This window comes from Paraburkholderia sediminicola, from assembly GCF_046026855.1.
In the GTDB taxonomy this organism is placed as follows: domain Bacteria; phylum Pseudomonadota; class Gammaproteobacteria; order Burkholderiales; family Burkholderiaceae; genus Paraburkholderia; species Paraburkholderia sediminicola_A.
Map to the genome: position 1 here is coordinate 1 of NZ_JAQQET010000048.1, position 15,081 is coordinate 15,081.

General features: G+C 57.8%; 8 protein-coding genes and 2 pseudogenes. 3 read left to right on the top strand and 7 right to left on the bottom strand.

The features are described from left to right. Nucleotides 1-1,094 precede the first annotated feature (1,094 nt). Together PQR40_RS35640 and PQR40_RS35645 are read left to right on the top strand one after the other, a co-directional pair. Nucleotides 1,095-1,550 carry an Xre family toxin-antitoxin system antitoxin gene (locus PQR40_RS35640; protein WP_408510970.1) on the top strand — a complete coding sequence of 152 codons (456 nt, stop codon included), beginning with the start codon at nt 1,095-1,097 and terminating at the stop codon, nt 1,548-1,550. Further along, entirely contained in the window at nt 1,547-2,017 is a 471-nt protein-coding gene (locus PQR40_RS35645) for an RES family NAD+ phosphorylase (RefSeq protein WP_408511004.1), read from the top strand. Before PQR40_RS35640 ends, PQR40_RS35645 begins: the two co-directional genes overlap by 4 nt. Before the next feature lie 168 nt (nt 2,018-2,185). Here PQR40_RS35645 and PQR40_RS35650 read toward each other — a convergent pair whose 3' ends face one another. From PQR40_RS35650 to PQR40_RS35675, 6 genes are all read right to left on the bottom strand, one after another. Continuing rightward, complete coding sequence (locus tag PQR40_RS35650; protein WP_408510971.1) at nt 2,186-3,259, bottom strand: retropepsin-like aspartic protease; 1,074 nt, start codon at nt 3,257-3,259, stop codon at nt 2,186-2,188. 96 nt (nt 3,260-3,355) lie between these two features. Beyond that, entirely contained in the window at nt 3,356-4,843 is a 1,488-nt protein-coding gene (locus PQR40_RS35655; protein WP_408510972.1) for a TolC family protein, read from the bottom strand. A gap of 31 nt (nt 4,844-4,874) precedes the next feature. Further along, nucleotides 4,875-6,296: an HlyD family type I secretion periplasmic adaptor subunit gene (locus PQR40_RS35660; protein ID WP_408511005.1), complete on the bottom strand. Its 1,422-nt coding sequence runs from the start codon at nt 6,294-6,296 to the stop codon at nt 4,875-4,877. 29 nt (nt 6,297-6,325) lie between these two features. Beyond that, nucleotides 6,326-8,455 (bottom strand): type I secretion system permease/ATPase, encoded by a 2,130-nt coding sequence (locus PQR40_RS35665; RefSeq protein ID WP_408510973.1) that lies wholly within the window; start codon nt 8,453-8,455, stop codon nt 6,326-6,328. A gap of 80 nt (nt 8,456-8,535) precedes the next feature. Next, the gene (locus PQR40_RS35670) at nt 8,536-9,351 is read right to left on the bottom strand and encodes a sulfotransferase family protein (protein ID WP_408510974.1); all 816 of its coding nucleotides are present in this window, start codon (nt 9,349-9,351) and stop codon (nt 8,536-8,538) included. A gap of 29 nt (nt 9,352-9,380) precedes the next feature. Next, nucleotides 9,381-12,923 carry a matrixin family metalloprotease gene (locus tag PQR40_RS35675; protein ID WP_408510975.1) on the bottom strand — a complete coding sequence of 1,181 codons (3,543 nt, stop codon included), beginning with the start codon at nt 12,921-12,923 and terminating at the stop codon, nt 9,381-9,383. 945 nt (nt 12,924-13,868) lie between these two features. On the opposite strand from PQR40_RS35675, the pseudogene PQR40_RS35680 reads away from it, so the two are divergent. Further along, nucleotides 13,869-14,193: pseudogene (locus tag PQR40_RS35680) on the top strand (IS5/IS1182 family transposase); the annotation flags it as partial. Nucleotides 14,194-14,732: 539 nt separating this feature from the next. Here PQR40_RS35680 and PQR40_RS35685 read toward each other — a convergent pair. Beyond that, nucleotides 14,733-14,978 (bottom strand): annotated as a pseudogene (locus tag PQR40_RS35685) (transposase domain-containing protein); the annotation flags it as partial. Between the last annotated feature and the right edge of the window lie 103 nt (nt 14,979-15,081).

Genomic DNA, 15,081 nt, shown 5'->3' on the forward strand with positions numbered 1-15,081 from the left:
GTTCAGATGTTGCCAATTCTTTTTATGTAAAATTAAGTAATCCTAATGGTTGATCGCGCCAGCATGCCCGTTGGTTTGCATAAACTTGTTCCCTTCGATTGCAGAACTTTGTTCTTGGCATGCTGGCCAACGGTCGGTCCTGCCCGCGGTTCAGCCAGGAGCGCGGCTTCGTTGGCCGAGGAAACATTCTTATACAACTCCGATTTGCATCAACTTGTTCCCGGCTCGGCCTTCGGGTGCCGGCGAGCAGTGCGCCATCATCCGGCTGTTTGGCAACCAGCCGCGCCTGTGCGGCGTGGATGCTTTCGTTGATACCGGGCTATCTTTCGTCAAGTCAGTGCTTTGAGGGCCCCCGGACGGATTCTTGCGTCCGCGATGCGGTTACACATCAAGTGCTTTGGCGGAGCCGCGACCCGTGGTCTGTCTTACTGCCAGCTACGCCGCTGCTCCGTGCGGCGGTCCCGCACCACACCTACATATGGCGCCGGCACGCGCCAGAAACTTTAGACGCCCCGCTCTCCCGGGCAGCCGCGATCGCTGATCCCTTCGGAGCCCGAGAATCTATCGGATCGCGACGAGCGACTGTGCCGCGGCATTTTGGCGCCAACTGTGTTCGCGCCGAACCTCCGCGCCCCCCCGTGTCTGGCACACTGCCGACAGGTATGACTGCGTCGCGGTGTGTCAGCGCTGCCACGCCGCGATGAATGCCGCGTTCCCGATGTGCTCAACAGCTACGGATGCGCGCCGTAGACGTGGCCTCAAATGAAAGGGGTCATTATTCTGCTAGCTACCCCCTTCGTGCGGACAGGCCGGAAGAGGGCGCTAAAACGCCAGGTGCGCGCGCGCACGCTCAGCCGTGCGCCAACCGGTTTCGTCCTGTGAAATTCCTGGCCGGACGACCAGGAGCGGCCGACCGGCCAGGGCTGCCCAGCGCGGGCATGAGATTGACTTCGGGAAACCGGCGCTGGAGCTGGGACCCGCAGTGCCGCACGGCGGCAGGGACAGCTTGGTGGCTGAGCCGCTCGCGTTGCCACACCAATGAGCGGGCAAAACGCCTATAATGCATGGGCATATTGCCGCAAGGGGGGGATTCCATGACCATCGTTTCGTTTAAACCGACTGGCGCGGCCGATCCGCGACGGGCCGAGTTCAACATGCTGGAGCAACTGCTCGACGCCCGGGTTCAGTCCGGTGCCGATCTCGCGCAGATAGCGAGCGCCCGTGTGAACGTTGCCGTGATCGACCGGCTGTTCGAGCGTGGCCTGAAGGTCGACGAGCTCTCCTTCATCATCCCGCGACGCACGCTGACACATCGGCGCCAGCATCACGAGCGACTATCAGTCGACGAGTCCGACAAGGCGATCCGGCTCGCGAAGATTCTCGCCCAGGCCACCTCGACCTTCGGTGACCCGGACAAGGCCATGGCCTGGCTCAGAAACGCTCAGGCGCGCTTTGGTGGAAAGTCGGCACTCGATATGGCGGGCACCGAGCATGGCGCACGTCTCGTCGAGGAAGCCCTTGTCCAGATAGACGAAGGTTACTTCGCCTGATGGTCCTCTGGCGAATCAGCAACTATGCGGATCTGAGAGGTATCGGTGGGCTCCGCGCGCCGGGGCGATGGCATTTCGCGGGACAGCCCATCGTCTACCTGGCCGAACATCCGGCGCTGGCGCTCCTTGAGATTCTTGTTCACATGGAGATCGCCGGCGTCGACCATCTGCCTGATGGCTATCAGTTGTTGCGCGTCGATGTCGACGACGATGTTCCCGTCGCTGAGATCGTGGAGGCCGATGTCCCGGACGACTGGCGGCGCAATACCGACTGGTCACGCGGCGCGGGCACCGAGTGGCTGCAGACAGAAACGAGCGCCGTGTTGAAGGTACCGAGCGCGGTCGTTCCCTTCGCCTACAACTTCCTTTTCAACCCGGCCCACCCCGCTGCTGACGCGGTCCGCATTGTCGACGCGCTTCATGTCAAGCACGACGACCGGATCCTGAAGCTTCTGACCCGGGGGTGAATAGATCGCGCGGCGGAATGATTGGCGTAGAACGGTGTGCCGCCTTCGCGAGGGCTGGCCGCAAGGGGTATTCGTCTTTTGTGTGGAATTTTTGGCGGTCATCGCTTTCAGCGCCCCATCCAGCTTGGCAACCAATCACCAGAAATTCCACGCAAAGGACGAGCACCGCTACCTGGGCTGCCCCTGCTGCGCACCATCTTGTACACCCGGTAACGGCGCAGGGATACGATTCAGCGGCGCACGCGGAATGTATTGAATGAACACCTGATTGCTGCTGTAAGACAGCCAGACCTTGCGCCAGCGTAAAAAGTCCATGCCAAGCAACATATCGGTGTCCGGAAACGATCCATCTTGCACGAAGATCCGTGCGTTCCTGAACGTTGATGTGCCAACGGCCATTGTCTGGAACAGGTGTTTGTGCGCGGCAACGGCATTGCCTTTCGATCCGACGAACGTTCCAGCCGGCTCACTGGCAAGCGTGGCGGCGTCGACCTCCGCTGCCGTTGCGCCATCGCGACTGATACTTGATATGTTCGAGCCCGTGTCCACAACTGCACGGACCGGCGTCCCGTTGAGTACTACCGGAATGACGAACGCGTTGTGCGAGGCATGCCGGGCCATGAACATATCGTAACGACCACTCCACGGTATGAAGTTGCCGCTACAGGAAGACACGCGGTACAGGGTCAGCCGGTGGTTCGGGAAATCAAGCTCTACGTCGAAGCGCGAGAGCAGATCGGCACCGATGAGACCGACGGGAGCGGCGGCGTCATTCTCCTGCTCCGGCCGGACGATGTTTGCTGTCAGTACATCGTAGTTCTCGAGATTCAACGACCCGAATTTTAGCGAACGCAGAATGACCGGATGCTGCACATCCATCTGTCCGCCAACGCCATTCAGGTGGGCCCGCCTATCAGTATCTTCGTCCAGATGAAGGGAGGCCGTCGTGCGTGGCGATAGCGCGGAACTGCTGGCTCCGCTGTCGACCAGCATCATGAGCGGTTGCAGATCGATGATTACGGGGGTTACGAACCGCCCGTGACTCTCCATGAGCGGCATCTGGGCATCTGCAACAACCGTGCACCCTCCAGGATGTGCTGGCTGCAACGGTTGCAGCATTTCGGAAAGTTTCGGCAGCGAGGTCGCCTGCTCTCCGGTGGTTTGCGCTTCCGCCTGTGACGCGAATAGCGCGAGCGCAGGCATCACAGATATAAAGACCGCGCGGGCGGCGATCATATTCATGGCTCACCTTCGCACAGGCTTCGAGATTGCGTTGGAGAGTGGACAGCCCACACGATTTGACTTTTCAGGTTTGTCGTGTCTGTCATGGTATAGGCATCATTTCGGATCTGCGGGCGGTTGGTCGACAATGTCCCACATACCCAGCTTGCCGAGTTTGGAGGCCAGTTGCAGCCGCGCGGAGCGCCAGTCTGTCAGCGCCTGGATACGTTGCCGTTTGGCTCCCGCCAACGACGATTGTGCGTTGAGCAATTCCAGGATATTGCCGACGCCGACCTGGTATCGGCGTTGCGCCGCCATATATGAGCGGTGTGCGACATCGAGCAGCGTTGCGCTGTTGTCCAGGTTGTGGGTCGACGTCTGTAGCGCCTGATAACTGGTCCACACGTCGAGCCCGACCTGCTGCTGTACCTCATCAAGCGTGTCACGCTGCAGTTCGGTCTGTGCTGCGGCCTGTCGAATCTGATATGTCCGCCCGAATCCCTCGAAGATCGGAATTGTCAACTGGACGCCCAGATACCATTCGTGACCGGTAGCCGGAAACTGCGGCACGCCAACCTCAAGCGTTGTTGGCTCATTGTTCTGGCTATATTTGGCCACAAGGCTCAGGCTCGGCAAACCCTCGGCACGTGTTTGAGCTACCTTGGCGTCAGCGGCCTCAACCTGCTCCTCGGCTGCCACGACGCTTGGGTGTGATCGCTTCGCTTCCTGGATCAGATCGGCGGCCGAGTCACTGAACTCACTGTTGGGTACCACACCGTCGCCAACATCGGGCAGCGTAATCGGCACACTGGGATCTAGGTCCATGGCCGAGGCGAGGGTGCCAAGCGCAGTCTGCCAGTCTCCCTGGGCCTTGGTCCGGTTGACGATGGATTCAGCCCAGGAAGTCTGTGCCTGCAATTCGTCGCTGACAGGTGCGATGCCCTTCTCTACGCGGATCGTTGCTGCCTTGAAACTGTTGTTGGCGGTCTGCTCGATTTCCTGGGCCGCGACAAAAGCACCTTGAGCGGCCTGTGCCGCATAGTAATCCTTTGCCACGTCCGCAAAAGTCGTTTCCAGCGCAGCCTCCTGGCTGGCGCGCGCCGCTGCCAGCAGAGCAGTAGCATTCTGCAGTGCCGCCTTTCGTCCGCCGAAATCATAAAGCACCCAGCTCAGCGACACGCTGTCGGTCTTGAGCAAGCTGCTTCGGTAGTCGGAGCTGTATTGCGGGAAACCGGTCACATTCGTGACCGTGTCGTCGCGCACGCCCTGCCAGGTCGCCGAAACCGTGGGAAGGTATGCCGCGCGGCCAATGCCGACGCCCGCCGCCTGTATCTTGACCTGAGCCCATGCCTCGCGCGTTTTGGGGTTGTTGCACAGACCGCGCTCAACTGCATCCTGCAGTGGCAGCGGGTTGGGTAGCGGACCAAACAGACAGACACCTGAACCGCCGTCACCAAGCATCGCCGCTGACGCTGTGGCCGGCACCGAACCGCCCGTGAATAGAGGGTCAATGGCCCAGGCTGGACCAGCCGCGCCGCACAGGATGGACACCGCGCCAAGCCAGACTGCGTACCGTGGCGCCCGCCCGATCCTCGCTGCATCCATTCGCCCCGTTTCGTCCGTGTTTCCACTTTGCCTAACGTTCACGCATGCTCTCCTGGCCCGTTTGCATAACGGGATCGAGGAAGTAGTGCGCAACGCTTCTCTTACCGGTCTTGATTTCGGCCGTCACCTCCATGCCCGGCGTCAGGTTGATCCATTGTCCGTTGGCAAGAATCCTGTTCGTCGGCAGGCGGATGTGAGCGACAAACGTCAAGCCGAGCTTCTTGTCCTGCACTGCATCGTTGGAAACGGAGATGACCTTGCCACTTAGATAGCCGTAGCGCGTATACGGAAACGCTTCAATCTTGACTGTCGCGACCTGTCCTGTTTTCACAAATCCGATGTCCTTATTCTCGATGTTTGCTTCCACTTCGACCGCATCGTTCGGCACGATTTCCATTAGTGACTGTGCGGCAGTGGCGACACCTCCGACCGTATGAATGGCGAGTTGCTGCACCGTCCCGTCTACGGGAGATGCCAGACTCATCAGCTTCTGCCGGGTATCTGCCTTGGTCTCGTCGTTGCGGCTCTGCCCAAGCTGCTGGGTCGCCTTGTCGAGCGCGTCCAGCTGAGTGCTGCGGAACTGGGAAGTGGTTGATGCGATGTCGGAGCGCTGCTCGGCGATACCCTCAAGCAGTTCATGGGCGTGACTCTGCTGGGCAGCGAGTTCATGCTCTTTCTCCAGCGCGGCCTGTTCCTTGTCCAGATAATCGGTCTTCGCCACGTACTTGTCTGCGGCCAGAGACCTATACTGATCGGCCTGCTCGCGGGCGAGCGGTGCTGTCGCTGCGAGCCTGGCGATCTCCTGGCGTGTCTCATCCAGTTCAGCCTCGCGCTTGAGCAATTCCGCCTGTGCGCTGTTCAGCTTGTCCTGATACTCGCGATAGAGTCCGTCTGCAAAGTGCTGCGCTTCCTGTTGCTCCTGTGCCGATGCCCCGTCGACAGTCGCCATTACAGGTGGCCGCCCTGCGCTCTGCGCGGCAAGCAGTGTGCGCGAACGTTCGGCGGTGAGCGCCGCCTCGATCCGCGACGAACGGGCCTTGTCGGAATCCGCTGCAGCTTGGGTCGGATCGAGCTCCATCAGTAACTGACCAGCACGCACGCGTTGGCCGTCATGCACGAGAATCCGTCGAACCACGCCTGTAATCGCCGGCTGGATTACTTTTACGCGCTCATCAGGCAACAGCTTGCCTTTTGCTACCGCCACGATGTCGAGCTGGCCTAACACCGCAATGAGGACAATCAGGACCGCCAGCGCAACGACTATCCGCATCGACCACCGAGGGGCCGGATGGACAGGTGTTTCCACAAGTTCGAGATTGGCAGGTAGGAATGCTCGTTCATGTGAAAGGCGTGGTTGAGTATCGAGTTGATGGCGGATTGACCATGCTGCCTTGAACACGGCGCCATAACGTCGCAGCAGGTCACCCAGCGCCTGCATTCTTATGAAATTCATCATGGATTCTGCTGTATCAGCCTGTTGGATCAGCCGTTCTGAAGCGAGACCAGATGCGAGTAATAGCCGCCTAACTCAAGCAATTGTTCATGAGCGCCGCGTTCGACGATCTTCCCCTTGTCCATCGCGACGATATGATGAGCGTGCCGGACCGACGTGAGCCGGTGCGCGATGATGATCACGGTGCGCCCCTGACACATCGCCCGCATGTTGTTCTGGATGATCCGTTCGGTTTCGAAGTCGAGCGCGCTCGTCGCTTCATCGAAAATGAGAATACGCGGGTTGGTCACGAGTGCGCGCGCAATCGCGATGCGCTGCCGCTGGCCACCGGAGAGATTTGATCCGTGCTCGCCTACGACCGAGTCATAACCTTCCGGCATTTCTGAAATGAACTCGTGAGCTCCCGCGAGTCGTGCCGCGTGGATGACCGCTTCGAGCGAGATACCCGGGTCAGTGACCGCGATGTTCTCACGTATAGACCGGTTGAAAAGCAGGTTCTCCTGGAGAACGACACCGATCTGCCTCCTTAGCCACGCCGGGTCGGCAAGTGCGAGATCGATGCCATCTATGCGCACCCGGCCATGCTCTGCGATATACAGACGCTGAAGCAGCTTGGTTAGAGTGCTCTTGCCTGACCCGGAGCGGCCGACAATGCCGATAATTTCGCCCGCCCGAATGTCGAGCGAGATGTCATCCAGGATGGTTGGGCCGTCAGGCCGGTAGCGGAAACGGATATTCTGGAAGCTGATATCGCCCTTGACTGCTGGCAACGCCTGGCGACTTTGCGGCAATTCAGTGCGGCTGTTGAGAATATCGCCGAGCCGTCCCATCGAGATGCCAATCTGCTGGAAATCCTGCCAGAGCTGGGCGAGTCGCAGGACGGGTGCGGCGACCCGCTGGGACATCATGTTGAAAGCGATGAGTTCGCCCACCGAAAGCTTGCCGTCGATGACCAGCTTCGCGCCGAAAAAGAGGGTAACGAGGGTAACGAGCTTGCCGACCAGCTGGATGAGCTGCTGGCCGATGTTGCCCAGCGCGCTCACCCGGAAGCCTGCCGCGACATAGGCGGCGAGCTGACTGTCCCAGCGGCGCGTGAATTGCGGCTCGACAGCCATTGACTTGACGGTTTCAGCACCGGAAATCGTTTCGACAAGAAAGGACTGATTGTCGGCACTGCGGGCGAACTTCTCGTTCAGGCGGCGGCGCAAGACCGGATTGAGCGTCATCGAGATGGCCGCATACACTGGCAGCGAGATCACGACAACAAGCGTCAACCAGACGCTGTACACGCACATGACGGCGAGAAAAATGAAGGAGAAGAACAGGTCAATAACTGCGGTCAGCGCCTGTCCGGTCAGAAAGCTACGGATGTTCTCCAGTTCACGCACGCGTGCAACGGTATCCCCAACCCGTCGTGCACCGAAATAGGCTAGCGGTAGCGCGAGCAGATGCCGGAAGAGCCGCGCGCCCAGTTCAACGTCAATGCGGTTTGCCGTATGTGAGAACACGTAGTTGCGCAACCCGGTCAGCAATATTTCGAATATCGAACTGACGAAAAGTGCGATGCATACGACATTCAACGTATTGAACGCGCGGTTGACCAGCACCTTGTCCATGACGACCTGGAACATCAGTGGCGATACCAGGCCGAACAGCTGCAGCACGGCGGAAACAAGCAGCACTTCAAGCAGTAGCCGTCGATACTTGATGACGGCTGGGATAAACCACGAAAAGTCGAAACGGGCGAGTTCGCCAGCGAGAGAGGCACGGGAGGCGAACAGCAACATATTGCCGCTGCACCTTGCCATCACATCGGCAGGAGAACTCGTTGTTGTGGCGTTCGCACCCGACTCAAGTATCAGGGCATGCTCTGAATTGCAACCGGCCACGACAAAGTGCCGACCGCCCTCGTCGAGCGCCAGAGCGGGAAACGGTGTATGGGGCAGGCGATCAACTGGCACCCGTACCTTGCGGGTCTTGATGCCTAGCGAGCGTGCGGAAAGAGCCAGTTCGCTATCGGTAAATGCGGCAGATTTGATTCCTGCAGCGTGACGCAATTGGCCTGCATCCGCTGCAATGCCGTGAAAGCGGGCAATCAGTACGAGCGCGGCGAGTCCCGGATCGCTGTTCGGGACAGCTTGTTGTTCTGGATCAGACATACAAAGTATATTTCCCGTCAGGCCGTAGTGGAGCGCAAAGGATCAAACGCCCGGAGATGCGGGGCTACCGGTGGCGTCCCTCAGACGATCCTGACGCCGCGCGTGTTCATCTCCGGTTTTGTCCAGAAGTTCGTACCGGCGTATTTCGCGAAAAGGTCCGGCCCAATGCAAGGCTTGCGCTCCTGGTACTCGACTTTCGGTCTGACCTTATGCAGCCCTGGCATGCCGAGTAGTGTGTCGTAGTCAGGTTCGTCATAGACGGCGTTGTCAAGGTCATGCGCGTACCACGGTTCGCCGAGTTCTTCGTACAGTCGCCGTAGGGTCCGCTCAGGCTGATGCACCAGGTGCTCGTAGGGGACAATGATCAGGCGATCGGCCTCGGAACCAAACCACGCCTCGCGCAATGTGGTCCAGGACAGGCCAATCAGTCCGTTCTCCGAATTCATCAACGTTTCCGCGCGCGAATACACCGATGTGCCCGGCTGAAAGTTGAACACACGGGAAAGCTGGAGTGGATTCTTCGCAAGCATCCGCTCGATACTATCGATGACCCACCCCACCTCACGCACACAGCAGACGATGCGCGATTGCGGATACAGCTCGCCCAGAAGCGCCGCGCGGCCAGTCCAGCTTCGATTGGTATCGAACACGACCCGTCCTGGTTCGATGTCCGCGTAGTAGGCATCGAACACTCCACGCAGCATGGTGGCGCGTCGCCTGTCATCGAAAAACACACTGAACTCGCCGCCGCACATCTTCTTGTGAAGCGCCCCGCACAGGGAGGCGACGGGACTGGTCATTGCTGCAGTGAAGCGGGGATTCTGGCGCAGGAGCGCGCACAGTAAGGTTGATCCCGAGCGGGGCAGCCCCGAAATCAGGTGTAATCCGGTAACCATGCGGCTCCTTTTTCCTCTATGACGGTAGGTCAGTGTGCGCTGGCGGCCAATACCATGTGCTGGTGGCCGTGGTCGTCGTGCATCAGGCTCGTGTTGCCAGCCGACCGCGGGTTGAAAGACGCCATCCCCGCGATGAGTTGAGTGAGCTGGTGGTCGACCGTTCGCTGACCGGCTGCGAGAGGGGAGGCCGCAACTCCCGCTGTACCTGCGCCCGATTGCACCACACTGCCGGTTGAGCCATACAGTGACTGGATGCCGGCATTGTCCGTGCTGTCCAGCGTCTGGTTACTGGAAGTGAGCTCGTAGTACATGATCGAGTCCTGGTCGGAATCATCTGCCAGCCCCAGCGCATGCCCGATCTCGTGCAGTAACACCTGTTCCAGTGTTGCGTTGGTGCCGGAGTAGGTCGGTTGTCCGTCGGCCCCGGAGACTAGTGCGTCCTGGCCGGGGTCCTCGAGTTGGATGGTCGCCGCCGATAGCTGGCCAGCGCTTGCCTGATAACTCGTGTAACCCACTACGCCGGAAGTGGGCGTATTGAGGTCGCTGAAACCAATCTGGATGTCCGCCGGTGACGTCGGCGACACTTCTGTGAAGGTCAGTCCCGAGGCCGCCGCCCACGTCATAAACGCCTGCTGCACCTCGGTGTCGTACTGGCTGCCCATGTTTGCGCCCAAACTCCAGGCGATGGCGTCGCCGGTCCATTTGCTACCGGAATCGACTGCCGTGCCGGTGCCTGCGGTTGGCGTGGCGTTTGCCATTTCCTGTGCCTGATGAAGTGCGGCTTCCGCCGCGGCTGCACCCGTCTGATCACCTATGCTCAGGTCGTACTGCGCAATCGAACCAATATCACTTCCCAGTGCAGCGTTGACCACTGATTGCTTGCCGGCGAAACCGTAAGACCCGCTGAAGCCGTCGTAGCCACCGTCAGAGAACGGATTGCTGGCGATCTGGTAACCCGATCCATCTCCCGGCTCGCTACCGGTTTCCGCACCGGTCGATGGGTTGTATGTGGTAATACCAGTCTCGGGGTCGACGTCCGAAGTGTTCGCGGAGCCCGCGTAGTTTTCCACCTCGACTACCTGCCCAGACGGGTTGTAGATGGTGTCCGACATCTCCCAGCCCGTGGTCGAGCTATAGCTGATCGCATTGGTCTCGTAGTCATTTGTCGTTGTGCCAGCGTAGTAATCGACGCCCGTTTCCGCGCCCGCGCTGTTGAACTGCTCGCTGCTCGTTTCGGCGCCGTTCGACGCGTAGGTAAGGAGCCCTGCCGTCGGATCTATGCCCGCCGGATCTGCTGCGCCGCCGTAAGTCTCATACTCCGTTTCCTGCCCCGCCGAGTTGAACTGGGTGCCAGACGTCTCCCACCCGGTCGAAGGGTTATAGGTGCTGAGCGCTGTCTCCATATCTATGCCCGCCGGGTTTGCGTCACCTGCGTACGTTTCGTAAGCGGTTTCCTGACCCGTCGAGTTGAACTCGGTGTCAGACTCCTCCCAGCCGGTCGAAGCGTTGAAGGCGATGAACCCTGCCTCCGGATCGATGCCCGCCGAGTCTGCTGTGCCTCCATAAGTCTCAAACGCAGTTTCCTGACCCGACGAGTTGAACTCAGTGTCAGACGTCTCCCAGCCGGTCGTCGCGCTCAAAGTGATTGCGTTGGTCTCATAGTCATTCGTCGTGGTGCCAGCGTACTCATCGATGCCTGTCTCCACGCCCGCGCTATTGAACTGTTCGCTGCTGGTTTCCGCCCCATTCGATGCGAAGGTGGTGAACCCTGCCTCCGGATCGATGCCCGCCGGGTCTGCTGCGCCTCCATAAGTCTCAAACGTAGTCTCCTGACCCGACGAGTTGAACTCAGTGTCAGACGTCTCCCAGCCGGTCGTCGCGCTCAAAGTGATTGCGTTGGTCTCATAGTCATTCGTCGTGGTGCCTGCGTACTCATCGATGCCTGTCTCCACGCCCGCGCTATTGAACTGTTCGCTGCTGGTTTCTGCCCCGTTCGATGCGAAAGTCATGAACCCTGTATACGGATCGACGCCCGCGGAGTCTGCTGCGCCTCCATAAGTCGCATACGCGGTTTCCTGACCCGCCGAGTTGAACTGGGTGTCAGACGTTTCCCAGCCAGTCGTCGCGCTCAGCGTCATTGCGCCGGTTTCATAGTCATTGGTCGTAGTGCCCGCGTAGTTAATGACGCCAGTTTCCACGCCCGAGCTATTGAATTGCTCGCTGCTGGTTTCCGCCCCGTTCGATGCGAAGGTGATGAACCCTGTGTACGGATCGATGCCCGCCGAGTCTGCTGCGCCTCCATAAGTCACGTACGCGGTTTCCTGACCTGCTGAGTTGAACTCAGTGTCAGACGTCTCCCAGCCGGTCGTCGTGCTCAAGGTCACAGCACCGGTTTCATAGTTGCCCGTAGATGTGCCGGCATAATTGTCAATGCCAGTTCCGTCGCCCGCGCTATTGAACTGTTCGCTAACGGTTTCAGCGCCCGCAGCATTCAATAATGCAACACTCGATGAACCGTCGCTATCGATCGAAACGCTGGCCGTTGCGCCCCCGCTGATCGCAGCATCGTCGCCGGCAATACTAATATTTCCGTTTGAAATGGTGATATCCTGCCCTGTCAGTGAGTTCTCGATCGTGGTAACCCCCTGAGCACCAACTGAAACATCCGAGCCGGCATCTTGATTAACGACGTCCCCACTCCCGGATAAATTCAGGGTGGTTCCCGAGCCAACGTTTATTTGACCATTCGAAATATCAGCAACAATGCCGGGTCCAGAAAAATTGTACTGCCCGCCAGAGAGGATGGCCGAATTTACTCCGGATACCGAACTGCTACCTCCATTTATATCCAGATTAAATCGTGCCCCATTCACGCCTGGAGCAATAATGATATCCTGTCCGAGGGGGTTCGCTATCACAGTTGCAACCGGGCTATCGTTAACGACTGAAAAACTCATATCCTGGGGCAGAATTTGATCGGTATTATTCCCTTGGGCGATATCGAACATGGTTGACGCGTTGCTAGCATCACAGATAAAAGTCGAGCTGCTCTGAGCCCCCGGCGTAAAATTTCCGTTAGAATCCGGAACAAACCCGGCCGCCTGGAGATCCTGCGAAAGGAAATTTTCTATTGCTGAAAGATCAACGCCAGCCCCTACTGCTGTCGCGATGAAACCTACGGCGTTTACAAGCTCGCCGAGCGTAAATATTCCGCCTCCTACAATAGGATTTATATTAGTACCGGCCAATCCTGCAACCTCAATTCCCTGACCAACCATGGTTACTAGTTCGCCCGCGATCGCCGCATAAGCGCTTTCTACGTTGTTTGCGCTCATTGTCTCGAAATTCGTCGAAAGATTAACGATATTGGCCATTATCGCGTTACCAGCGAAAACAGAGCCTTCCCCGGGTATCAAGGACGTTGCGGCCGCGGCGGCGTTAGCAAGAGCAGCCTGATAGTTCGCCCAATTACCGGTGGTCTCATCATTGGTGTACTGCTGGGCCGCAGCTGAAACGCTCGCGACGTTATCAAGGTTGGAAACAGTGAAACCTGCGACGGTAACCGAGCTCATAATTCGCACCTATATCGTTGATGAATAGAACAGCGTTATCGACAGATCGACATTGATATCAATTGCGTCACACATATAAATGCCACAAGCCCAAGAAGCAAACCCATTCCGGCCCGATGCGATATGTAGCCTCCGAATTTTCTATCATTTCGATTTACTCTAAAATAATAGAAATAAAGAATCGTGGTATAGATCAAAGATCCAGCAACCAGAAACGGGAGCGCCAATATAAAGACCACATTGATTTTACCAAAATCCCTAAATAAACCAAAAACTATTCGGCAGCGCATAAATAAAATTATGGCCAGCAATGCACAAGATACTGCCACGGAGATCGCCAATCTTACAGCGCAAATCAATTTATCTCGCTCCAAGACAACCTCCAATTTATTTAATGATGTATTAAAATAACCAGAACAGGACCGCAATTGATCTTGTTATTTGTTTAAGCTGACTGCAAGTTAATCTATTTATAACAATGCTGAATTTCAGAGACATTTTGAATAGCCACTACTCCTGCTAACCTATCAGCTTGGCAAAGCCATCTAACTTTACACAAAAATTAACAATCAATGGCTTGTCTTAACGGCAATATAAATGTTTCGTATCCGGATACAAATTTATTACATTTAAATTACCGCGCCTTCCAATTGAAAGTTGAAAAGGTGCAGTGCCGACCGTCGTTTCAAGCATGATTCATGCCATCAATCATCATTTCCTGTTGCAGAGCAGATTCATGAAAAAAGCATAATAAATTTCATAATAAACAGGGCCTTAAATGGGTAGTTGGTTATGAAAGGTAGATTACGTGGGCTTGTGCGGAGGCGGACGTTACGTAACATTCCAAAGAGCGACTTGACGGCTTCGTCACCAGGCCCGCCTCATTAGTCGGCCCTGAACAGTCTTCAAAGCCCTGCGCACTGAGGCTTTGAGTCCGCAATGCGGTTGGCGATCGTGGGTCGCGGCTACAAGGGTGTGGCCATCGACGGTGTGAAGATCTATCACCCGGGCTTGCGACGGGGGCATCACACGCGGACTACGCGCGATGATCAGGCGACGCAGTGCAATCGAGTCGGCCATCGGCCACATGAAAACAGACGGAAAACTCGACCGGAATTGCCTCAAAGGCTCGCTCTGCGATGCGATGCACGCGGCACTGTGCGGCACCGGCCACAACCTGCGGGTGATCCTGAGGAAGTTGCGGATTTTTTGCGCCGTCATTCTCGCCGCTCTGTTCAGCTGCGGCATTGCCGCCGACGTAATGGCGTGACGCCGGCGGAACGCGAAACGAATTGTTCAGGGCCGACTGAATAGGCAGTCGAACGAACTGCCGTCTGCAATCGCTGGCGTCTGCAAGTGTTCCCGCGTCGCGCAAATCGCTGACCGTCAATATGGTTGCTGTCATGTAGCTTGGAGCGTCCATGAAGAGCGGCGTGAAGCCGACAACCCTTTGAGTAGCCGCAGCGGCTCTCGCTTCATCCAAACGCTGGCTGAAGCGTCGTCCCGCACGACGTTAGGTCGACGGCCCGACAAAGTGCAAAGATATGGTGACCACCTTTGCGGCCTGTGGCTCCCGGACGGTCGAACGCTGAGCGCTTTTCCAACACAGGCGCCTCAGCCTGCATTAGATTTACGGTGCAGCCCGCCCGGCCCTCCTGAAGGCGGATCAAAGACCCCATCGCCAGGGAGCCCGACCATGCCCGAAATCCATTGAGACGTAACCGGCGTTTGCGTGAGCACGGCACTTTACCAAGTCCATCGTAAGCGCGAATTAACGCACACCGCAATGAGCCAGCGCGTAGGGCTAGATCATGCAGGAACTAATACGTCGCGCGGCTCGGCAACGTTGAACGGCAACAGATCGCTGATATCCGCATCCGCTGCACGCTGCGGTAGTTCGGTTAGCACGCGAAACAGATAGGTGTACGGTTCAACGTTGCACGCGCGGCACGTGAGCATCAAGCTATAGATGATGGCGCTCGCCTTCGCCCCGGCGACGGCGTCACTGAACAACCACGCCTTTCTTCCGGTTGTAAATGGCCGGATGTCGCGTTCTTATCCACGTGACGGAATTATGCAGACCTCTGCCTTGCCGCGACGCCAGCCGCATTTATGATCCGGAGTTGTCGCGACCGGCACAGACCTTGGGCAGGCATCA